This window comes from Pedococcus soli, assembly GCF_054782575.1.
The window spans coordinates 347195-369659 of record NZ_BAAGSF010000005.1; the positions used below are offsets into that span (position 1 = coordinate 347195).

At 70.7% G+C, this 22465-nt stretch carries 11 protein-coding genes, 1 other RNA gene and 1 pseudogene; 3 read left to right on the plus strand and 10 right to left on the minus strand.

What is annotated here, in order from left to right; all coding sequences use genetic code 11:
- Positions 1-30: 30 nt before the first annotated feature.
- The gene (locus ACYVKF_RS14775) at positions 31-1128 is read right to left on the minus strand and encodes an SLC13 family permease (protein WP_460967392.1); all 1098 of its coding nucleotides are present in this window, start codon (positions 1126-1128) and stop codon (positions 31-33) included.
- A complete protein-coding gene (locus tag ACYVKF_RS14780; protein ID WP_460967394.1) occupies positions 1125-1895 on the minus strand; it encodes a YaaA family protein in 771 nt (256 codons plus the stop codon). Before ACYVKF_RS14780 ends, ACYVKF_RS14775 begins: the two co-directional genes overlap by 4 nt.
- 62 nt (positions 1896-1957) lie before the next feature.
- Between ACYVKF_RS14780 and ACYVKF_RS14785 the strand changes: the two genes are divergently transcribed.
- Positions 1958-3406 carry an RNB domain-containing ribonuclease gene (locus ACYVKF_RS14785; protein ID WP_460967396.1) on the plus strand — a complete coding sequence of 483 codons (1449 nt, stop codon included), beginning with the start codon at positions 1958-1960 and terminating at the stop codon, positions 3404-3406.
- An 809-nt stretch (positions 3407-4215) separates the two neighbouring features.
- On the opposite strand, the pseudogene ACYVKF_RS14790 reads toward ACYVKF_RS14785, so the two are convergent.
- From ACYVKF_RS14790 to ACYVKF_RS14800, 3 genes and pseudogenes are all read right to left on the minus strand, one after another.
- A pseudogene (locus tag ACYVKF_RS14790) lies at positions 4216-5103 on the minus strand (lytic murein transglycosylase); the annotation flags it as partial.
- A gap of 39 nt (positions 5104-5142) precedes the next feature.
- Positions 5143-9834: a multicopper oxidase domain-containing protein gene (locus tag ACYVKF_RS14795; protein WP_460967398.1), complete on the minus strand. Its 4692-nt coding sequence runs from the start codon at positions 9832-9834 to the stop codon at positions 5143-5145.
- Positions 9831-10427 (minus strand): hypothetical protein, encoded by a 597-nt coding sequence (locus ACYVKF_RS14800; protein WP_460967401.1) that lies wholly within the window; start codon positions 10425-10427, stop codon positions 9831-9833. Before ACYVKF_RS14800 ends, ACYVKF_RS14795 begins: the two co-directional genes overlap by 4 nt.
- Before the next feature lie 91 nt (positions 10428-10518).
- On the opposite strand from ACYVKF_RS14800, the gene ACYVKF_RS14805 reads away from it, so the two are divergent.
- Positions 10519-11955 (plus strand): copper resistance CopC/CopD family protein, encoded by a 1437-nt coding sequence (locus tag ACYVKF_RS14805; RefSeq protein WP_460967403.1) that lies wholly within the window; start codon positions 10519-10521, stop codon positions 11953-11955.
- 354 nt (positions 11956-12309) lie between these two features.
- Here the strand turns inward: ACYVKF_RS14805 and ACYVKF_RS14810 are convergent, their stop codons facing one another.
- The 4 genes from ACYVKF_RS14810 to ACYVKF_RS14825 form a co-directional block, all read right to left on the minus strand.
- Positions 12310-17532 carry a peroxidase family protein gene (locus ACYVKF_RS14810; protein WP_460967405.1) on the minus strand — a complete coding sequence of 1741 codons (5223 nt, stop codon included), beginning with the start codon at positions 17530-17532 and terminating at the stop codon, positions 12310-12312.
- A 72-nt stretch (positions 17533-17604) separates the two neighbouring features.
- Complete coding sequence (locus tag ACYVKF_RS14815) at positions 17605-18879, minus strand: sensor histidine kinase (protein WP_460967407.1); 1275 nt, start codon at positions 18877-18879, stop codon at positions 17605-17607.
- Positions 18880-18917: 38 nt separating this feature from the next.
- Positions 18918-19601 carry a response regulator transcription factor gene (locus ACYVKF_RS14820; protein ID WP_460967409.1) on the minus strand — a complete coding sequence of 228 codons (684 nt, stop codon included), beginning with the start codon at positions 19599-19601 and terminating at the stop codon, positions 18918-18920.
- Between the two features lie 87 nt (positions 19602-19688).
- On the minus strand, positions 19689-20714 hold the full coding sequence (locus ACYVKF_RS14825; RefSeq protein ID WP_460967411.1) for an AfsR/SARP family transcriptional regulator: 1026 nt from the start codon (positions 20712-20714) through the stop codon (positions 19689-19691).
- 213 nt (positions 20715-20927) lie between these two features.
- Between ACYVKF_RS14825 and rnpB the strand changes: the two genes are divergently transcribed.
- An RNA gene (gene rnpB / locus ACYVKF_RS14830) (RNase P RNA component class A) lies at positions 20928-21325 on the plus strand.
- Between the two features lie 338 nt (positions 21326-21663).
- On the opposite strand, the gene ACYVKF_RS14835 is transcribed toward rnpB, so the two are convergent.
- Positions 21664-21873 (minus strand): DUF6582 domain-containing protein, encoded by a 210-nt coding sequence (locus ACYVKF_RS14835; RefSeq protein ID WP_056917577.1) that lies wholly within the window; start codon positions 21871-21873, stop codon positions 21664-21666.
- Positions 21874-22465: the final 592 nt, after the last annotated feature.

Genomic DNA, 22465 nt, shown 5'->3' on the forward strand with positions numbered 1-22465 from the left:
GGCGACACGCACGACGTGCCGCGCCTCGGGTCAGCCGGCGACGGCGAGCGCAGCCACGGACAGGCCGCCTGCGACCACGGCGCAGGCCAGGCCCTGGGCCGCCAGCCGCCACGGGTTGACGGTCAGCCCGCGAGCCCGGCAGCGCTGGGCCCACAGCAGCGTCGCCAGGGACGCCCACGGCGTCACCAGGGGCGCCACGTTGACCCCGATGAGCAGGGCCATCAGCCGTTGTGGCGCGTCGGCCGTGACCGACTCCAGGGCGATGTAGGCCGGGAGGTTGTTGGCCACGTTGGCGGTGAGGGCGCCGCTGCCGGCCACCCGCGCCAGGGCAGCCGCGTCGGTGCCCGTGCCCGTCAGGGACTCCAGCACCGGCTGCAAGCCGTGGCGCAGCGCCACGTCGATGACCACGAAGAGCACCGCGACGCCCAGGGCCATCTGCCACGGGAGGGCCAGCCGGCGCAGCAACGGACGGTCCCGCACCGCGACCAGCACCAGCAGGACGGCGGCGGCCACGGAGGACACCCAGGCGGGGGCGAGGCCGAGGGCGAAGAGCGGGCCCACGGCGAGGCAGACCCCGCCGGCGACGCGGAGCATGACCGCGTCGTGCGGCTCCGGCGGCGCGTCGGGCTCGTAACGACCGCGCAGGTCCTTGCGGTGGAAGACCCACAGCACGAGCAGCGTGCCGACGACCGCGGCCAGCGCCGGGGTGGCGGCCAGGCGGACGTACCCGGCGTGACCGACCCCCAGCTCGTCGAAGTGGTGCAGCGACAGCAGGTTCGAGAGGTTGGAGACGGGCAGCAGCATGCTGGCCGTGTTGGCCAGCCAGAGCGTCGTCATCGCGAACGGCAGGGGCGAGATGCCCAGCTGCGCCGCGATGGCGAGCCCGACCGGTGTCAGCAGGACGGCGGTGGTGTCGAGGCTGAGGAAGACCGTGCAGACCACCGCGAGGAGGACGAACAGCAACCACAGCAGGGGTACTCGGTGCCGACCGGCCCGCGACGTCCAGTGCCCAGCGACGTCGAACACGCCTGCGGCGTCGGCGATCTCGGCCACGACGGTGATCGCGACGAAGAAGATCAGGACCGGGGCGACACGGCTGACGAGGTCGGCGAGCTCGGTGCCGTTCACGCGGTGGTCGTCGAGGTCAGGGAGCGGGCCGTCGCGTCGAGGACCCACGGCCGACCGGGCCGCTCGGGCGGGGTCAGCGCGACCTCGAAGGCGTCGTCGAGGACGTCGAGCAGCTGGGAGACCCTGCGCACGTCCCGGCCCACCTGGCACAGGTGCCGGGTGACCAGGCCCCTGGTGTGCTTGGCCATGTGCGTGGCACCGGGAACGCGCACCTGCACCCAGCGGTCGGCGAGGGCGCCCTGCGGAGTCCACGCCGCGGCATACGTGCTGGAGCGACAGTCGACCACCAGCCCACGTCCAGCGACCTCGGGGAGCACCTGCGCGAGCTCGGGCTTCCACGCGCTGGCAAGGGGGCCGATTCCGGGCAGGTTCACCGCCATCGAGAGCCGGTACGGCGCGATGGCGTCGGTGGGGCGCACCGCACCGTAGAGGGCCGAGACGACGACGACCCACCGGTTCGCGCGGCGCTTGGCCGCCGGGTCGAGGGAGGCGTGGCCGAGGGCGTCGTAGAGGACCCCGGAGTAGACGCGAGACGCGGGCAGGGACGGTGCGCTGTCGAGCACCGTGTTTCGGGCGATCTCGGCGGTGAGGTTGGGGCTGACGCCGAGGACCTCCGCAGCAGAGGGGTGGGCGCTCACCTTGGCCACCGCGTCGACGACGGCGCGTCGGGTGTCGGTCAGCTCGGGGAAGCTCAGGGTCCCGGGGTCGACCGGGCGGCCGCGGGACCGGCCCGTCTTGGACTCCGAGGGAGGGAGCAGGATCAGCACGGGGCAAGCCTAGGTCCGGCCTCCGACGGGTGCCGCGTCGGTCCGCTGGATAGGTTGGCGGCATGCCCCAACGACGAATCCAGGTCGAGAAGCCGGTGGCCGCGAAGGCCGTGGCCCAGTCCGCCGAGCTCCAGGCCCGGTTCGACGCGGTGCGCGCCGAGAACGCGGTGCCGAAGGAGTTTCCGCCGCAGGTCCAGGCTGAGGCCGAGCAGGTCGCGGCCGCCCCGGACCTGCCCGAGCGGGACGAGACCGGGGTCGCCTTCTGCACCATCGACCCGCCCGGGTCGATGGACCTCGACCAGGCCCTGCACATCGAGCGCGAGGGCGAGGGCTACCGCGTCCGCTACGCCATCGCCGACGTCCCGGCGTTCGTCCGGGCGGGGGGCGCCATCGACGCCGAGACGCGCCGGCGTGGGCAGACAATCTACGCGCCGGACCACCGCACCCCGCTGCACCCCCCGGTGGTGAGCGAGGGTGCCGCGAGCCTGCTCCCCGACCAGGTGCGACCGGCGTTCGTCTGGGACCTGCGGCTCGGCGCCGACGGCACGACCACCTTGACCAGCCTCTACCGCGCGATGGTCCGCAGCACCGACCGCTACGACTACGACCACGTCCAGCAGGCCGTCGACGCCGGCGGCGCCGACGAGCGCCTGGAGCTGCTCAAGGAGGTGGGCACACGCCGCCTCGAGCTCGAGCGCCAGCGGGGCGGTGCGAGCCTGCCCATGCCCGAGCAGGAGGTCACCGAGGACGCGAACGGCCACTACCGCACCCACTTCCGCCCGCCGCTGGCGGCGGAGGACTGGAACGCCCAGATCTCGTTGATGACCGGTATGGCGGCCGCCGACCTGATGCTCGGCGCGAAGGTGGGGATCCTGCGCACCATGCCCGCCCCGGACGACGGCGCGGTCGCCCGTTTCCGGCACGCCAGCCGGGCGCTCGGCGTCGAGTGGCGCAAGGACGTGCCGTACGGCGAGTTCCTGCGCACGCTGGACCGCACCGACCCCCGGCACCTCGCCCTGATCCACGAGGCGACCGCCTTGTTCCGCGGTGCCGGCTACACGCCGTTCGACGGGACGGTCCCCGCGGACCCGCAGCACTCGGCCGTGGCTGCCGCCTACGCCCACGTCACCGCGCCCCTGCGTCGGCTGGTCGACCGGTTCGGCCTGGCCATCTGCGAGGCGATCAGCGCCGGGACCGAGGTGCCCGGTTGGGCGCGCGAGGCGCTCGCGTCACTGCCGGAGGTGATGGCCGCCTCGGACAAGGTGGCCGGTGCCGTCGAGCGCGGGTGCGCGGATGCCGTCGAGGCAGCCTCGCTCGAGGACCGTGTGGGTGAGGTGTTCGACGCGATGGTCGTCGACCAGCGGGACAAGGGCCGGCTGGTGGTTCAGGTCGACGAGCCCGCGGTCCTCGCGAACGCGACGGGCGACCACGCCCTCGGCACCCGCGTGAAGATCAGGCTGACCGAGGCGAACATCAGCACCAGCACGGTGAGGTTCGACATCGTCGGCTGAGTCGGCCAGCTCGTCGGGCGAACCACCAGGCCGAGACCGTTGCCGGTCGACGGGGTGTCGGTGGGAGCCGCGCAGGACCCGGGGGACGAGTCCCCGGACGTGGCGCTCGTCGCGCTCCCTGCCGAGGTCGTCCCGGTGGCCGTCGTCACGGAGGTGGACGACGTGCTCGTGCTGCTCGTCGCCGACGATCCGGTCGTGGTGGACGGCGTGGGCAGCTTCGTCGTCGATGCCGCGGTGGCCGTGGCGGTGGTCGACGGGGTGGTCGTCGACGGGGTCGGGCAGGCCGTGGTGGTCGAGCTCGACGAGGGTGTCGTGGTGGTGGACGAGGTCGAGGTCGTCGTGCCCGTGGCCGACGTGCTGCTCGTCGACGACGGCGTGGTGGTGGAGCTCGAGGTCGTCGAGGACGTGGATGTCGAGGACGCCGATGTCGACGACGTGGACGAGGGGGACGTGGACGACGTGGTGGTCGTCGTGGAGCTGCTCGTGCCGGTGCTCGTCGTCGACGAGCTGGTGGTGGAGGTCGACGTCGTGGTGCTGGTGGTGGGGTGCGACGTCGTGCTCGAGGACGGGTGGGAGCCCGGGGTGCCCGGCCTCGGTGCGGCCACGACCGGTGGACGCGACGGCGGGCCGACGGGCGGTGGGGGCGACGAGGGCAGGGTCACCACGGAGCGGGGGACCGCACCGCCGGGGGACACCGTCTGCATGAGGCGCAGGACGTCCCGCAGGTACACGTCCGAGTGGTTGTACGACAGGATCGCCGAGCGCAGTCCGGCAGCGGTCGACAGGTCCCGGCCCCCGGCGCAGAGGTACGCGGCGGCGGAGAAGGCGCTGTCCTCGACGTTCTGCGGGTCACGGATGCCGTCGCCGTTGCCGTCGCGGCCCCAGCGCTGCCACGTCGAGGGGATGAACTGCATCGGCCCGACGGCCCGGTCCCAGACCCGGTCCGCGTCATAGCGGCCGTTGTCGGTGTCGAAGATCGCGGCGAAGGCACCGCCGTTGAGGACGGGCCCGTAGACGGCAGGGACGGCTCGGTGCCGGCTGTCGAGGCTCCGTCCAGCCAGCGAGCCGGACTCGACCTGGCCGATGGCGGCGAGCAGCTGGACCGGAAGCCGGCACGAGGTGGGGGCGGACGCGACCGCCGAACGGTAGGCGCTCCACAGGACGACGGGGACGCTGGTGCTCCCCGCGGCCCCTTGCGGGACGGGCGGGTCGACCACCGACGGCTGGAGCGCGGCGGCGAGCGTGGCGAGCCGCAACGGCCCGGCGATCACCTGGTCGACGCTGACCAGTCCCGTGCGCTCGCCGACCACGAGGTCGCGCGGGGTGACGTCCCAGTCCGCCGCGGTGCTGGGACTGGGCGACGGGGCCGCCTGGGCGGGCCCGGTCGGTCGGCCGGCGCTGGCCGGTGCGTCGGCAGGGCTCCCGCCCACGAGCAGGGCCGCACCGAACGCCATCACGGACAGGGCCGTGGCGAGCGGGCGCGCGACCGGGATGCGGACCACCCGTGGTCCGCGCTCCGGGTGTGGCTCGGCCATCAGACCTCCCCGCTGGTTCGGCCGTCGTTCATCGCACGCCAGATCGACGCGGTTCCCCCTCGGGCCGATCGTAAGCCGCAACCGGCGGCGAATCGACCCCCAGATGGCGGGGAATCCGGGCCGCCTGTGACGGGTGTGACCCCATGGGTCCGTGGGACCCATGGGGCACCCGTCGCTGCGTTGCTCGGGGTCACGACGGCCTCAGCAGGCGCTTCCGTCGACGAGCAGGATGGGGCAGGTGCCGGTCGACGGGGGGAGGACCCGTTGCAGGCCCCAGATCCCGACGGCGGTGAACGGACGTCGCTGGTCACCGTAGAAGTAGTCGCCGGGCACCTCCGCGGTCCCGCCGGCACCACCGACGACGTTGAGGTCGAAGGTCTCCCACGGCGCCATACCCTGCGCCGTCATCCACGGCGACCGGCCCACGAGCGGGTCCTCGTCCCAGCGCAGGCCTCCGAGGCTGAACACGTGGTTGTTCTCGCTGCCGGGTGCCACCATGACGTGCACCAGCTCGGGATCGCCTGCGAAGGCGGTGAGGTATGGCACCTGTCCGGGGTTCTTGAACGACGTCGCGCCGTCCCCTGCGGGGGCCGTGAGGTAGTTGATGTTCGACCGTCCCGCGGTGGCGTTGGTCGGGTACGGCATGAAGTCCTGCCCTATCTGGGTGTCGTCGTCGGCGATGGTGACCGAGAAGTCCCGGTAGTCCTGCGGGGTCCCGCCGGGCACGTGGACGATCACCTGGGCGCCGAGGTCCTTGGCGTCACCGGTCACCGGGTCGCTGAACTCAGTGGACAGGCCCGGCACCTTCGAGGCGGGAGCCACGACGACCAGTCCGTACAGGCCGTTCTTGAGCCGGCCGTTGGACGCGAGGTCGCTGACCACGGCTGAACCCACCCGGTGCTCCGGCACGTAGTAGACGTACGAGCGCGTGGCGTTGGGTGCGGTGTTCTGGTCGGTCGAGAAGCCGATGTTCACTCCACCGGAGCCTGCTTCCCGGTCCAGCTTGCCGACCGAGAACCCCACGGGGGTCGTGAGCAGGTTGGTGAGGTTCACCGTGACGCACTCACCCGCGACGACATGCATGACGAGGGGCACCGGGACCTTCAGGCGCGCCTTGATCGACGCCACGTCCGCGTTCGGGACGTATGCCGTGCGCCCGCCGCTGACGTTGCCCGACCGGTCGATCGCGCTGAGGCCAAAGGTGCGCTGGGGCGCTCCTGACGGACACGGGTTGCCCGGTGACGTCGTCGGCGGAGGGGCCGCCCCCGTGGGTGTCGGCAGCGTGTAGTCGGGGCCGTCGGGCGAGTTGCCCGGCAGCGGCCGCAGGGAGTCCACGCGGCCGGGCAGCACCCGCACGAGACCCCAGGCGCCCTGCTGCGTGCGCAGCTCGGTGCCGTTCGCGTAGAAGTAGTCCCCGGGCCTCAGTCGCAGGTCGGGATCGGTACCGCCGATGACGAGGCTGTCGCGCTCGCTGATCCCGGCGTGCAAGGCGTCGATGATCGACTCCTTCGTCTCCCGGAGCTCCTGGTTGGTGCGCGCGCCGACGAAGTGCAGGGAGTCGACGGTGGGCGAGACGCTGATGGAGCGGACGACGAGAGGATCGCCGGGGTACAGGCGTGGCAACGGTGTCACAGGATCGCCGTACTTCCACGAGCTGAACTGGTTGGCCTTGTCGGTCCGGCCGGCGAGCGGGTTGGCCTTGAGGTTGAGCGTGGACCAGCCGGCCGCGTCGTTGTCGTTGATCGTCCACAGGACCATCTCGCGGAAGCTGCCGTCGACCACTCCCGGGACGAGCGAGTTCGAGGTGTGGATGTCCACGATCGTCCCGGAGTCGACCTCGGCACCGGAGACCGGGTCGTGGTAGGTCGAGCCGCGGGGTTCCACGATGAGCTGGCCCACGAGGCCGTGGCCCCAGCCGTGGATGCCGTCGACGTGGTCGTGCCAGAAGACGTTGTCCAGGGCCACGTCCGGGTACCAGCGGTACTGGATGAACTCGGTGCCCGCGAACTCGGAGGCCGCGTGGTCCTTCGTGAGCGGGGACGTCAGGGTGACCGTACCGGCCACCGTGTCGACCGACGCGACCTGTGCCGGCTCGATCGACTCCGTGCCCTCACCGACCGCCAACCAAGGATGCGTGGGCCGGCCGTTCGCGTCGGTCCCCACGAACTTCGCCACCGACGTGAGGTGCAGGACGCTGTCACCCACGTGCGCCGGGTCGACGAGCTTCGCGTCGGTGACCGTGTAGGGCCGCACGCTGTGCTCGTAGGCGAATCCGGCGGAGACGCCGTCGGAGCCCTGGACGTCGAACTGCACGTGGTGGATGTGCATGGAGGTCTTCGAGAACTTGTCGAAGGCCGAGGCGTCGGGGATCTCGCTGGTCAGCGTGATCGCCACGCAGTCACCTGCGTTGGCGCGGATGGCCAGCGGATCGGACTTCGCCGGGTCGGCGAGCGTCGCTGCCTTGTCCTTCGCGAGGACGAACAGCTTGCCGTCCGGGTCGTTGACGGTGGGCGTGCGGGGGATCGTCTTGCCGATGGCCACGACGTTGTACGTGCGCTGTTGCCGGTTCTGCGGGCACAGGGCGTCGTCGCGGTTACCCCATGGGTCCGTGGAGGACCCGGAGTTCTGGTAGTTGTTGGCACCGAGCCACGGTGCTCCGGAGTGGCCGTTGGCGGTGAACGGTGGTCGCTTGCCGATGTTGGTGCGCAGCAACGGATAGGCGGGTCTGCCGTTCACCGGGTTGAACAGGATGGCAGGCCGGTTCCCGACGAGGTGGCCGACGTCGACTGCCAGCAGGTTCGGCTGTCCCTGGACGACCTGCACCGAGTCGGGGAAGAGGGTGGGGTCAGCCGGTGCGCCGAGGTACAGCGGCGCGTCGGACGTCCCCGCGACCTTCCAGTCCCAGACCGTGGGGTCCTGCCCGTTCTGCGGTATGCCGGACGGCGGCAGCTGCGGGCGGATCCAGTCGTCGAGGTTGTCCTTGGTCAGGGTCGTGCCGTTGATTGTCCGGCCGAGGAGACCGGTGGAGTCCACGGCGCCCGGGGGGGCGGTGCGGTCGCCGATCGGCACCAGGTCGGGCTGCAGCGTGTCGTAGACGCGCCACAGGCCCCACATGCCGGAGGTGTAGTGCTTGGCGATGTGGCAGTGGAACAGGAAGTCGCCGGCACTCTGCTGGACGCCGCCGGCGCCGCCCTCGATCTCGAGGTTGTAGGACTCGCCGGGGCCGACCGACTGGGAGTCGAGCCGCTGGGACTGCGAGCCGGTCTCGGGGTCCTTGTACAGGCCCGTCCTGGCGTAGCTGATGGCGTCGTCGGCCACCGGGTTGGCCCGCCACCGGTCGCCGCCACCGTGCAGGTGGAAGACGTGGAACTTCTCCGCGCCCACGTGCATCAGTCGGATCTTCGTCGGGTCGGCGAGGTACCCGCGCATGATCGGCGTGGCCGGCTCACCGAAGGTGTAGGAGCTGTACGAGTGCGACTTCTCCTTCGGGAACGCCAGCAGGCGGTTGCGGAAGGGCTCCGAGCGGTAGTTCAGGGCGAACGCGCCGGGACGGTACGTCCCGGTGATGTTGTCGACGAGCGGGATGTCCAGGTTGTTTTTGTCCTTGAGGAGCTCGTTGTCGTTCCCGATCTCGTGGTGCAGGAGGGCCGCCTCACGGAAGCCGCACGTGGGCATCGTCGAGTTCCGGTCGCAGGCGACGTCGGTCCCGGCGGGCTTGATGATCGCCTCCCACCCGGAGGTGAGCGGCAGGCCGGCCGTGGTCGGGTCCCAGTACGTCGAACCCTTCGGCTCCACGACCAGGGCACCGAACAGCCCGTGGTTGACGGCCGCACGGAATCCCGGTCCCGGGTGGATGTAGTGGCCGCCCTCCTCACGCGGGTCGTCCGGGACGCTGAACCGGTAGGTGCGCGTGGCGTTCAGCGGGACCGTCGCCGCGGGGTTCTTGCCCAGGGTGTTGCCGGACGAGGCGAGGGTGAACTCGAGACCGTCGATGTGGAAGCCGTACGAGCCGGTCGTCGACCGGTTGGTGTACTTCACCTGGACGCAGTCACCCTCGTTGGCGCGGATCACCAACGGCTGTATGGCGTCGCCGTGCAGTCCCACGGACACCTTCTGGGAGAGGGCCTGGGCCTTCACTGCGGCGACCTGGCTCGTGAGCGTGTAGATCTTGCCCTTGGGGTCGTGGTCACCGAAGCGGTTGAGCGGCGTGTCCACGTCCATCGCCGTGACGTCGAAGACCTTGTCGGCAGGGCCCCCGGCGAAGCAGCTGGTCGATCCGGGCGACGGCGCCGCCGCGGCGGGGACGGACGAGGCCGCAGCCGTGGCGGCTGCGACGGCCGCCACCGACAGCACCGCGACCGTGCGACGGCTGCGGGCGACCCGGCGCACGAGGGAGGGGAGCGCGCGGGGGAGCCGCGGTGCGATCAGGACGATGGCGGCGAACGGCAGGTAGACGACGAGCAGTGACGCGGTGTCCGCGAGCAGAGCGACGACCGGGAGGGCGCCGCTGCCCGCGTCGAAGAAGGTGGATCGGATGCCGTTCCCGGCGGCTGCCGCGAGGGCTGCGGTCATGGCCAGCTGGAGGGCCGCCACGACCGGGGAGCCCGGGAGGGCCGCGTCGGGGAGGTGGTGGCCGATCGACGGGTTGCCCGCACCGACCTGTCCCCGGCGGTCGTGGGCCAGCACGGTCGGGACGGCGATGACGAGCAGCGGCAGCAGGAACCCGGTCGCAGGCAGGCCGTCGAGTGCGGCCCCTGCCCCGACGTGACCCTGCGCCCCCGCCAGCTCGAGCCACCCCAGCCACAGGGCACCGAGCACGGCGAAGGCGCAGGCGATCAGGACGTCGCGGGTGATGCGGGCGACGAGAGGGACGGGTCGTGGTGACTGAGTCATGGCGAGACCTGCTTCGGGACGGTGGTGCTGGTGACCGGAGGTGCGTTGGAGGGTGGGCCCGACCTGCCGTGGTCGTGCGTGGCGGCCGGGCCCGCGGTGTCGACGCGGAGCAGGGGGACCGCCACCTGGCCGGGTGCGGTCAGGCGCAGCTGGGCTCCGTTGCGGGGCACGACATACGAGAGGGCGCCCTCGAGGTGGCCCCCGCGACGCAGCGAACCGCGCTTCATCGACCCCGCCACGGGGTCGAGGGGGACCGTGCCGGCGAGGGCGCGCAGGACCGAGGTGTCGTAGCCGGCGTCCGCGTCGGACGCCGCGACCTCGAGGGTGACCCGGACGAGCGCCCGGTCGGTGGTGACGAGGCTGTTGACCCCGTGGGACATCCCACCCAGGTCGGCGTCGCTGAGTCCGCTCACCTGCTCGACGTGCAGGACGCGATAGCTGATCCCGTTGACCTGCAACGTCATCGGGTCAGCAGGCCCCTTGAGCACCGACACGACGTGACGGGCGCCGAAGGCGGTCGCCGTCAGGACGAGCAGCGCCACGAGGGCCACACGCCACAGCCGTGGCGCGGCACTCGACGTCGTGAGGGACATGGGTCGATGGTCGACCCGGCACCTTGGGCAAATCTTTGGGTCATCCTCGGGGCGGAGTTGCGCCGGGCGCCCGCCCGCTACGCTCCGGGGCGTGGTCTCCGGCCGTGGGCTGCGTGGTGCGGGCGCCACCGCACTGGCGGTGGTGCTGTCCTGCTGCGCGATCATCTGGTTCACCGCGACCGCCGCGCAGGCGCACGCCCAGCTGGTGCGCAGCTCACCTGCCGCCGGGTCGGTCGTCGCCCGCGCCCCGCAGGTCGTCACCCTGACCTTCGGTGAGGAGGTGCAGGCGGGGGACGGCGGGATCGACGTCTACGACGACCGGTTCGCCCCTGTCGACGCCGGCCCGGTCCTCGCCACCCCGGGGGATCCGTTCACGCTGCGGGTCTCCCTCCCTCCCGGGCTGGCACCGGGCACGTACACCGTTGCCTGGCGGGTCAGCTCGGGCGACACCCACCCCGTCGCTGGTTCCTTCCGGTTCTCCGTGGGGAGCCCCAGCCAGGTCCGTGGCACCCTGCCCGACCCCGGGCGCAACGAGGGGGTCGGGACGTTCCTGGGGGTGCTGCGGTGGGTCGGCTTCGTGGGTGCCGCGCTCGGACCAGGGGCCGTCGTGGCTGCGCTCCTCGTGTGGCCGGCAGGGTTGGGGCAGCGCAGGATCCGCGTGCTCGTCGGCACGGGTCTGGGCCTGCTCGCGGTGAGCACGGCCGGCGGCATGCTGTTGCAGGGGGTGTACGCGAGCGGCCGACCGCTCGCCGCCCTCTGGCAGGCGCCGCAGACCCTCGACAGCCACTCCGAGCGTTTCGACCGGGTGTATGCCGTGCGCAGCTACCTGCTCGTGGCGGCGGCCGTCGGGGTGGTGGCCCTGCTCGGCCTCCCCGCGCCGGCGCGTGACCGGTGGCGCAGGGTCTGGGTCGGCGTGGCCGTGGTCGCGACCCTGGCACTGCTGGCCACCTGGCCGTTGGTCGGCCACTCCGCGGTGCCGCCCGGCGAGACCCTGGCTGTCGGCGTGAACCTCGTGCACATCGCCGCCATGGTCCTGTGGCTCGGTGGGCTCTGCGTGGTGCTCGTGGGCCTCTCTGTCGACCGCGACACGGTCGCACGCAGCGCGCTGCCCAGGTTCTCGGTCCTGGCGCTCGGGAGCGTCGCGGTGCTGGTCGCCTCCGGGGTGGTCCTGGCGTGGCGCGAGGTCGGCACCGTGGGGGCGCTGGGGGCCACGACGTTCGGACGCGTCCTGCTGGCGAAGAGCGTCGCCGTCGTCCTGCTGCTCGGCGTGGCCAACCTGGCCCGCCGGTGGGTGGCTCGTCGATCAGCGCCTGTGGAAGGGCCCGATCACGCTGGCAACACGGGCGATCCGGCCTGGAGACCGTTCAGGTGGGGACTCGTGGGCGAGGTCGCCCTGGCTGCCGTCATCCTCGGGCTCACGGCGGCGCTGGTGTCCATCGTCCCGGGCCGCCAGGCGGCCCAGAGCACGCCGGATACCTCATCCTCGTCGGGGACGTCCGGCTCCCGCGTCGTGACGGGCGCCCCCTGACCCGAACGGGTCCTGCCCGGCTGCGCCAGCAGCCAGCCGGTGCTGGAGTCGGACGGCACGAATCGCGGTCTTCACTGCTGGGCCTGGCTGCACCTCCGGGCCGGCTGCACTGCTGGGCCGGGCTGCACGGTGAGCCGCTCGCGCGCACGGCCGACCCGGCGGCATACGGGGGCACTGGCCGAACGGGCGCAGCACAGTGCCCGGCACATCGGGGGTGATGTGCCGGGCGCTGTCGGAAAGGGCGGTGCCCCGGACTGAGTGAGGGGGTGGTCCGGGGCCCGCGGATGTGGGGTCCTGCTAGGGAGCTGCCGGTCCGGGCCGCCCCTCGCGCGCCCCGGACCGGCTCACCTCAGCTCATCTGGCCACGACCGTGGTGGACTTGTCCGACGGGACGCTGTCCCCGAGGGCGTTGATCGCCACCACCTCGAACTGGTAGTTGCCGGTGGGGAGGGCGATCGTCCTGGGAGTGACGGTGCCGTTGAAGGTCGTCTGGCTGAAGAACGTCAGCGTGACGCCGTCTGCGGCGACCCGGTAGGCGTTCACCCGGTAGTTCGTGATGGTCGAACCACCGTTGCTGGCAGGAGCACTCCAGACGGCTTGAGCGTTGCTCGCACCGCCGGCGACACCGGCGATCGGAGTCCCGATGCCCGGCTTGCCCGGCACCGTTGCCGGGGTCACCGTGTTGGAGCTGGCCGACGCCGCGCCGGTGCCGTTGGCGTTGACCGCCTGCACCCTGAAGTTGTACGCGGTGCCGTTGGTGAGGCCCGAGACGAGCGCGCTCGGCGTGCTGCCGGAGACGGTGTCCGTCCTGACGGTCGTACCACCGATCCGGACCTGGACGAGCCAACCCGTGACCGGCGACCCTCCGTCGCTACCCGGGGTCCAGCTCAGGCTGACGCTGGTGTTGCCCCGGACCGCCGTGACCGCTGTCGGTGCGCTCGGGACGCCCACGGGGGTGACCGCGTTGGACGGCGCCGAGAGCGGACCCGCTCCGAAGAGGTTGTTGGCGCGCACCTGGAAGGTGTACGGCCTGTTGGTCACCAGACCGGTGACCACGCGGCTGACGGCCGTGCGGGCGATCCCGGTGATGGTCTGGGTGACCACACCGTTGGAGCTGACCACGATGTCGTAGCTCGTGATGGGCGAGGTGCCCGCGGGCAGGACCGGTGCGGTCCAGGTGACGGTGGCCGATCCGGTGGCGGCGGCACTCGGCGTCGTCGTTGCGGCGACGTTGGTGGGTGCCGGCGGCGGGGTGAGCAGCAGCACCTGGTCGGTGAACTGCAGCCGCTCGATGTTCCGCAGCGTGTCGATGCCGTCGGACACCTTCTGGGTGGCCCGGTTGACCGCCCCGGTCTGGGTGACCGTGAAGCTGCCGTTGGCGTTGCGCACCACGGTGAACGACGCCCTGGGGGCGAGGAAGACCGCGGTGTCGACACCGGTGTCACCAGCGGGGGCCGGCACGATCTCGCGCACCATGACCAGCTGGCCGGGGTCGACGGTCCCGTCGAACACTGCCTGCTGCAGCGTCTTCGGGTTGCCCGCCTGGTAGGTGCCCTCCATCAGCGTCGCCGACCCGATCTCCGGGCCGGTGCCGTCCGCGTTGGTGCGGACGCTGATGCGGACCTGGAGCGAACGGTCGCCGTCGATGATGTCGTCGGCGCCACGACCGGTGATCGTGTCGCTGCCTCCACCACCGAGCAGGATGTTGCCGTCACCCCAGATGGGTCCGGAGAGCGGGCAGGTGCCTGCGGCCGAGTTGGCCACGACCGGAGCCAGCGCACCGGTGAGGGGCGGCAGGATCGCCGAGAGCCCACTGATGCGGTTGACGCCTGCCTGGTCGAGGACGTCGCAGCCGGTGAAGCCTGCGCCGCCGATCGCCGAGGGGACGTCGTCGTTGCCACGGATGACGTCGTTGCGCGCGGAGCCCGAGTCGGCCTCGGTCTCCTGCCAGCGGTCGCGGTTGACGACCACCTGGATCGGCAACGGGCCGAGGTTGTTGTTGATGGCCATGTCGTCGTCGGCGGCCACCGTGTCGTACTGGTGGATCGCCCAGTCGAACCCTCCGGCGCCCGCGTTGCGGTCGACGAACGAGTTCTGGCTCATGATGTCGTCGCCACCCTCGGTGTCGTAGTCGTTCTCACCGACCTGGCCGATGAAGATGTCATGACCGGGGCTGGTCTCGGCGGGGTCGTCGAAGAACGGTGCACCGTGGTCGCCGATGAGCAGGTCCTGACCGGACCCACCTTGGATCCAGTCGTCGCCGCCACCACCGAAGGCGGTGTCGGTCCCGGCACCGGCGATGATGAAGTCGTCGTCAGGTCCGGCGAACTCCTCGTTGTCGTTGGCGCCGCCGTTCATGAAGTCCCGGCCGTCGCCACCCATCATGATGTCGATGCCGTTTCCGGCGTCCATGGCGTCGTTGCCCGGACCACCCTTGAGGACGTCGGCACCACCGGTGTCGGTCATCCGGTCAGCACCGTCGCCTCCGATGACGACGTCGTCGCCGGAGTTGCCGTCGAGCCAGTCGTTGCCGTCATTGCCGAGGATGGTGTCGTTGTCGATGCCGCCCTTGATCCGGTTGGACGTCAGGTCGCCGTTGTAGACGGACTGCCCGTTGATGCCCGCGGGGTCCACGGAGTTGATCAGCTTGTAGGTGATCTGGCCGTTGGCCGAGCGCGTCAGCAGTGCGTTCTCGTCACAGTCGGTCGTGGGGTCGTCGGTGACGGAGGCACCGAACTGCGTGAACCCTGCGGCGGTGTTGGCGAGGTTGGCCAGCTGGAACTTGCAGTCGGCCGTCGCGAACGCGTCCTGCTTGAGCGTGTGCGTGTTGTCGGTGTTGCGCATGATCAGCTCGGCGAAGCTGTTGCTCTCGAGCTGCGTCCGCAGGTTCATGCCGGGGGTGCGGGCCAGGTAGTACAGCCGGTCCCCGTTCTGGAGGTTCGTCAGCGACGTCTCGAAGACGTAGTTGAACGTCTTGCCGAGCAGCCCGCCGTTGATGTCGGTCGACTCGGCGAGACCACCGACCCAGAGGTCGACCTTGTTGAGGCCGGTCTCCTGGTTCGCCCACGCACCGGCGCCGTTGATGAAGTCCATCTCGTCCTGGGTCGGGCTGAGGCCCACGCCCGGGTCGATGATGGCCTGCGCAGCGGCGCGCTTGGCCTGGTAGGTGGTGGCGTTGACGATGCTCGGGTACGTGCCGTAGGCAGCCACGAAGTTCACGAGGGACTCCGGGTGCTTGAGGTTGTTGCCCAGGTCGGCCCAGCTCGTGTACGGCGCCAGCTGCCCGTCGTTGGTGACGGAGAAGATCTGGCGGCGCAGGTTGTTGAGCGTCGGGATGCCCTCGGACCGGGCGCGGGTCATGTTGAGGGTCGGGAGGTCGAGCGGCAGCCCCAGCAGGTTGTTGCGGAGGGTGTCGGTGACGAACTCGTCGATCTCCTGCCCGACCTGGTCGGACATGCCCATGATGATCCCGCCGGCAGCGGCCTCAGAGCTGAGCGCGCTCCCGTTCAGGCCCCGGTTGTACTCCGGGGGGTTGAGGAACCCGTCGAGCAGCTTGATGTCGTAGTGCTGCGGTGGCGAGGTCGAGCCTGCCGGGAGCGGGGCCGTGCGGTCGATCGTCTCGGTCAGCATGGAGTGGCCGAAGCGGTAGACGGCGGCGGCGAACTCAGCGGGGATCGTCGGGTTCACGTCGGAGTGGTAGACGTGGAACGGGTCGATCGCGGGCTGCACCTTGCGGGCGAACTCCTCGAACACCAGGTGCTGGTACTCCATCTCGGTGACGAAGCGAGCGGCCTGGAAGAGGCGCTGGCCGTAGTTCCACCCGGACGGGCCGTCCGTGCGGGTCCACTGCTGGAGCACCGACTGGGGGACCTTGGTGGTCAGGGTGTTGTTGATGTCGCCGACCAGCCGGTCGTGCTCCGAGTGGAAGATCTGGTGCACGGTGGTGAGGGCGATGTTCTCGTTGACGCGACCGTCACCGGCGGTGAAGTGCGAGTCGAGCAGCTCGTCGTCGTAGGTGCCGGCGGCCTGCCCGTCGAGCTGGGTGCCGGCGGTGGTGTCGGGGTCGGGGCTCTTGCAGCCGGACGGGGTGTTCGGGGCGGTGCACGGACCGACGGAGCCGGGGTCGGCGTCGTGGGCGATGTCCGTCAGGAACGGCGTGTGGAAGTGCAGCACGTTGGCCGGCGGCTCGACGGGGGACGCGAGGTTGCCCTCGACGAGACCGGTCTGGGTGACGTACTGCGGAAGGCCACGGCCCGGTCCGGGGACGAAGTTGCCGTAGGGGTCGGTGGCGAGCATCGGGATGTCGAGCACGTCCACGTCACGGAGCTTGAGCCCCAGGACCCGAGCCGCCTGGTCCTTGGTGGTGGCCCAGGTCGACATGCCGTTCTTGCGCAGGTCGTCGGTGGCCAGCCCGTTGGCGACGCTCGGGCCTCCGAGGAGGCGGCCCGTGTCCTTCGGGTGGTTGGCCGCGTCCAGCTCGTACTCACGCAGGAACGCCTGGTGCGATCCGTGCGAGGTATAGGTCTGGCTCTGGTCGACGAGCGGGGTGTCGGTGTTGGCCGGGTCGAGGTCGTCAGCGGTGCCGAAGACGCCGTCCGGGCCGGGCTCGTTCTGGCCACGGGTCAGGACCATGAACCGCAGGTTCGGGTCCAGGTCGTCGGCGTTGCCGAAGATGTGGTCCGGGCCCGCGACCAGCGGGTCGTCGTCGCGCAGCGGCACGAACACGGTGCCACCGCCCTTGACCGTCTGGTCGACGCCGTGGTCGAAGAACTGCCCGAAGATCGTGAACAGGCCGTTGAACGGAGGCGACAGACCCACGTCCGTCGTGATGTTCGGGATGGAGAGGGTCTCGCCAGCGGGTGTGCAGCCGGCGGGGAGGTTGTTGGCGTCACACGGGAAGACCCCGGTGTTGCCCTGGCTGCGCACCGGGTGTCCGGCGGCGGCCACGGCGGCCGGGTTCGTGGCCGTCTGGTCGACGATGAGGTTGCTGATCATGCGCGGCTGGGTGTCGAACACCATGTTGCCCGGCTGCTTGGTGTTGTAGGTCGTGGGGGTTCCGGCACCGGGGAAGCCCGCCGGGACGTTCTCCGCGTCCTTGAAGTCGGCGGGAGCCATGCGCTCGAAGGGCACGTCGGCCGCGGCGAACTTCTCGCGTCCGGGGACCAGGTTGTTGCACTCGCCGCCGACGGTGCGAAGGCCGTAGGAGGTGAGGACGTCGGGTACCTGCTCGGCATCCGGGATCCCGTCGCCAGGCTGGTTGAGCAGTCCCTTGCAGGGCTCTGCCGGCGTCGCCGTCGCGGCGTGCCGCTCAGCGATGTTGATCTGCTTGAGGATGAACGAGAGGTCACCCGCGGTGATCGTGAATCCTGCCTCGACCGGTGCCGAGGCGGCGTTCGCAGCCAGCGACGGTTGGAGCAGTAGGGCGGCGACGACGGCGCCGACGGATCCGAGGACCGTCAGTCGCGCCGGGCGTCGCAGGGTTGTGCTGCGTCTGCGGCCACTCGGACCGGACCGACCTTCTCCGGGGTCCCGGAGCTCTCGGGCAACACGCTCGAACCGTGCGTGGGAACTGGCCATGACACACCTGCCTCCTGAGGAAATGACAGGCCCACGGTGGAGGCACGACCTTGGGAAAATCTTTCTGCCGGGTCAGCGGGGGAGCCGGGCGCGCACGACGGTCCCGTGCGGACGCCTGCCCTCGACGACGACCGAGCCCCCGGCCTCGGTGATCGTCTCCCGGACGATGTCGAGCCCGACGTGCCCGGCGATCCGGGTCGCCACGGCAGTGCCGCCGCTGGTGACCAGGCCGCGACCGTCGTCCGCCACGCGCAGGCTCACGGCATACGGCGTGATGATGAGCTCCACGTCGACCACGCCGGCCTCGGCGTGCTTCGCCACGTTGACCATCGCCTCGCGTGCCACGCGGTAGATCAGTCCCGCGGTGACGGGGTCGACGCCGGTGTCCTCGTCGAGGTCGAGCTCGACCCGCAGGCCCTGCTCCCCGAGCCCGGCCGCGAGGTCGCGGATCGCCGCGTCGAGGCCGGCCTCGTGGGGTGTCACGGGGAAGAGGTTGGCCACGATGTCGCGCAGGAGGCGGATGTCGCGACGCAGGATCTCCGCGGCCCGGTCGGCCGTCGGGTCCGAGCCGTCGCCGGCCCTCCCGAGGGCCTCGAGGCTGACGGCCGCGCCCGAGAGGTCCTGGATGACGTCGTCGTGGAGGTCCTGTGCGAGCCGTTGCCGTTCGAGCTCGACGGCCTTGACGGTCTGGGCCAGCAGGCGGGTACGCGACCTGCGGATGCTGCTGACGCGTCGGGCGAGGCCGATGGCCAGCGGCAGCTGCGACAGCGTGAGGGCGCCGAGGGCGAGAACGCCCACGGGGGCGATCTTGGCGAGCAGCTCGTCACGTTCCCGCTCGACGCGGACGAGGGGGAAGTACATCTCGTAGACGACGTCCTGTCCCGCGTGTGAGGACGACATCGTATAGACCTCGACGAGGCTGTCGGTGCCCGTCTCGAAGACGTTCTCCTCCTCGTCGAGTTTGGAGATCGCCGAGACCGGCTCACCACCCGGGCGGAGCTTCGACAGGTCGGGGTCGGACGAGAAGTTCCGCCCGATGAGGGCGTGCTCGTCGGAGTAGATGATCACCCCGTCGGGCTTCCAGATCTTGACCCGCGCCAGGGATCCGTCGCTCATGCGCGGCCCGAGGCGGCGGTCCATCGCGGCGATCGCGTCCGGCTGCGAGGCGATGAGGGCCTCGGTGACCCCCGGCGCGAGCAGCCTGCGGGCGATGCTGGCGCCGTCCTCCGCCGCGTTGTCGAGGGCGTGCGCCTCCGCGATCCGTTCGAAGGCCAGGAAGGTCGGGACCGACACGACGACGAGCGCCACCGCGCCATACAGGAGGTGCCGCACGACGGCGCGCCGCACTTCGGTGCTCTCCGAGGAGGACCCGCCGCGGCCCCACATCAGCGGAAGTCGTCTCGCAGCTGGCGATCGGGCTGCTCGATGGTGACCAGTCCGAGCTGGGCGGCGATGATGACCGCCTCCAGCTGGCTGTGTGCCTTGAGCTTGGTCAGGATCGTCTGCACGTAGCTGCGACACGTGCTCAACGAGATGTTGAGCTCCTTGGCGATGTGCTGCACGTCCTCGCCGCGGGCGAGCAGGGCGAGCACGTCGAGCTGCCGGTCGCTCAGCCGGACCGGGGTCGTCGTCGGTTCCGCGGCCTCCGCGATGAGGTTGACCATCAGCTCGGGGTCCACGGCGACGTGGCCCGGGCCGGCGGTGCGCACCGCCTCGAGCATGTCGGCCAGGGTTCCGTCCTTGGCCAGGAAACCGCAGGCGCCGGCGACGAGCGCGTCGCCGGCGAACTCCGGCTTGGCGTGGGCCGTCAGGACGATAACCCGGGCGAACGGGTCGATGGCCATGATCTGGCGGGTGGCGTCGAACCCGGTCGAGTCCGGCAGCTGCACGTCCATGAGCACCAGCTCCGGGCGCAGCTCGCGGAACATCGCGACCCCTTGGGCCGCTGTCGTCGCGTGGCCGACGCTCTCGAGATCGGCTTCACGGTCGAGGGCGTTCGTCAGCAGCTCGGCGAACGTCTTGTGGTCGTCGACCACCAGGACGCGCGTGACCGTCTCCTGCACCTCCATGCGACCAGCCCCCTCCGTCGCGCTGCTGCCAGCCCAGGCCGAGGTCGAACGTGGTCCATCCCGACCTGTACGACCCGCCCCCGATTGTCAGGCCGATCGCGCCGCGGCGGCTCCACCATTCGTCGTGCTCCCTGCTCGTGCCAAGAGCGTGGACAGCACCAGTCGAGCCTCCTCGAAGGAGACGGGGGGCGTGCTACGGGGAGCAGGTCCACGGTGCAGCGACGACGCCGGTCCGCGGCTGCCTGCCACGCTGTGCAGGCTGACGACGGCATCGAGCAGGCGGCTGAGCTCACCGTTCGCCTCGTTCGCCCCGCGCAGCAGGCGGACGTACGTCTCCTGCAGCACCCGGCCGGGGGAGCAGCCCAGCTCGCGGGCGAAGACCTGCCGGCAGTCGTTGTAGGCGCGCAGGCCCTCGGCGTGCTGGCCGAGCCGCTCCAGGCTGGACAGGTAGGAGATCCAGGCGGCCTCGTCGAGGGAGTCCTGCTCCAGCGCGAACATCGACCACTGACGCGACAGTGAGGGTGCGAGGTCGAGGACCTTGACCGCTCCCTGCACGAGGAGGGTGCGCATGCGCCCGACGTGCAGGCGTCGCAGGTCGACGAGCCACTCCAGCTCGCCCTCCTCGGGGAGCACGTCGGCCTGCCCCAGGGCGAGGGCCTCGACGAACAGCGGTACGGCGTCAGCCGCCGCGGTCCGTGGGTCGGTCGCCCGCCGGATCAGCTCCTCGTGCCGGTCGAGGTCGAGCTCTACGCGCGACATGTCGAGCGTGTAGCTCCCGGCCACCGAGCCGATGACGTCCTCGATGCCGGGCGCAGCCGCGTGCAGGTGCTTGCGCAGCACGCACACGTACGTCTCGAGGTTGGCCCTCGACCCCTTGGACCCGTCGCCCTCCCAGAGCATCGAGACCAGGCGGTCCTTGCTCACCGGGGCGCCGCCGTGGGCGAGCAGCGCCTCCAGGATCAGTCGCGGCTTGGTGCCGCCGAGCTGGCGTGGTCCGAGGACCACGGCGCCGACCCGTAGGTGGAACCCGCCGAAGAACCTGACCTGCATCCGCGCAGGTCGCCCGCCGCCCCTCTGGGCTGGACGTGCTGTCGTGCTGTCGTACGTCGTCATGTGACCCCTCCTCACCGCGTCCGAGGCTGTCGCATCCTGCGTCCGTGCACACGGTGCATTCCGCTCAGAAGGTCACCCCCAATCCGCTGTGGCCCGACGTGACCATGCGCCCTGGTCCGCAGGGACTAGTCACTCCCCAGTCGCCCCCCTTCGGACGGCAGGTATGGCGCGTGGCCGGCCACGCGCCATACCTGCCCTATCCTTGGCGACGGATGAGTCGGCCAGGCGGTCGCGTCGGTGGGCAACCACCGCCGAGGAACGTCCGGGCTCCACAGGGCAAGGTGGTGGCCAACAGCCACCCGGGGTGACCCGCGGGACAGTGCCACAGAGAACAGACCGCCACGGTGGACCACGCAGCTCCGGTTGCGCAGGCACCGCGGTAAGGGTGAAACGGTGGTGTAAGAGACCACCAGCGGGCCAGGTGACTGGCTCGGCTAGGTAAACCCCACCTGGAGCAAGCTCAGACAGTGTGCGTCCGAGGGCTGCCCGCCCGAGCACACGGGTAGAGCGCTGGAGGCAGTCGGCAACGGCTGTCGTAGATGGATGACCGTCACCACGGCCCGGGCAACCGGGCCGCGGGACAGAACCCGGCGTATCGGCCGACTCATCCACTTCAGGTCTCTTGCCTTCGGTTTGTCTCCTCGAGCCATTGCTGGTCCGCAAATGGTCAAGCACACTTTCCGGGCACTCCGTCGAGAGCTTCCCTGGTGCGCTCGTGGAACCGGACTGGGGGACTTCCGCTGCCGTGAGTGCGCGGTCCATTCGGGCCAGGACGCAGATCGCCGCATGGGCATGCCAACCTCGTTGGTGAGACCAACGAGGTCGCGGGGTAGCTCTCCAGATGCGCGCTCAGCGCCTCCGACTGCTCCAGGTCGCGACCGTCGATGTTGAGGCTGAAGAGCTGGCCCTCTCGCAGCCCGGTGCCGGTCGCCATGTGACGGCCCCTCGGTCAGTCGTCCTTCTTGAGACTCGGGTACTTCTTCTCCACCGCAGCTCGTACTTTCTGCTTCTCCGCTTCTGATCCATGCTGGGCTACCCGAGCCAACGCGTTCCGCGCATGCTCGATGTCGGGGATGGGGTACTTCTCCTGTTCCGGCAAGGCGAACGACGACTTCTTCAGCCGCTTGCGGTTCCGGCTGTCACTCAGATCCTTTGACATCTGATCTCCTTCCCTGGGGTCTTCCATCTCCGATCTACCCGCATGACCCATGGCCCAATCAGGAGTCGGCCACGTACCGACGAAGACGCAACCTGGTGCGGCACACCCGAAGTTGCCCTGCTCGGCCCCGAAGCGGCCCAATGGACTGGTCCGCCGGGAACGTCGCTGTCGACAGTGTCCGGAACCCAGATGGCCGGTTGGCGGCGCGCCAGCCCACCCCAGATCGCGATCGCGCCACCGCTCGATGTTCGACCTCTCGACGGGCGAACTCGAGCACGGCAGCCCGTGCAAGGGAGCAGATTCCCGAGTCGGGAAGCCCCAACACGGTTGAGAACCCCCTTGTCAGGGCACACCACAGACATGCCAGCAATGACCGACTGTCCAAGCCACAGTCAAAGTCCATTCCGGGCTGCCCTTGATCGTCAGCCCGTCCGCGAGCTCCCTGCGGGGGTGTCATCCGGACCACGCGGCAGCCGCCGCGTCGGCCCGAGCGCACCACCATCCCCCGAGCCAAGGACGCGCAGGACCCGGCGCCGGTCAGGTGACTGCGCGAACCCAGGAACCAGGCAGGGCCCGATGGGCGAAAAGCAAC

What these genes read in the sequence shown, in the direction of transcription:
- ACYVKF_RS14785 (WP_460967396.1), top strand. Translation starts at nt 1,958, where the DNA reads ATGCCCCAACGACGAATCCAGGTCGAGAAGCCGGTGGCCGCGAAGGCC.
- ACYVKF_RS14795 (WP_460967398.1), bottom strand. Translation starts at nt 9,834, where the DNA reads ATGACTCAGTCACCACGACCCGTCCCTCTCGTCGCCCGCATCACCCGC.
- ACYVKF_RS14800 (WP_460967401.1), bottom strand. Translation starts at nt 10,427, where the DNA reads ATGTCCCTCACGACGTCGAGTGCCGCGCCACGGCTGTGGCGTGTGGCC.
- ACYVKF_RS14810 (WP_460967405.1), bottom strand. Translation starts at nt 17,532, where the DNA reads ATGGCCAGTTCCCACGCACGGTTCGAGCGTGTTGCCCGAGAGCTCCGG.
- ACYVKF_RS14820 (WP_460967409.1), bottom strand. Translation starts at nt 19,601, where the DNA reads ATGGAGGTGCAGGAGACGGTCACGCGCGTCCTGGTGGTCGACGACCAC.
- ACYVKF_RS14825 (WP_460967411.1), bottom strand. Translation starts at nt 20,714, where the DNA reads ATGACGACGTACGACAGCACGACAGCACGTCCAGCCCAGAGGGGCGGC.
- ACYVKF_RS14835 (WP_056917577.1), bottom strand. Translation starts at nt 21,873, where the DNA reads ATGTCAAAGGATCTGAGTGACAGCCGGAACCGCAAGCGGCTGAAGAAG.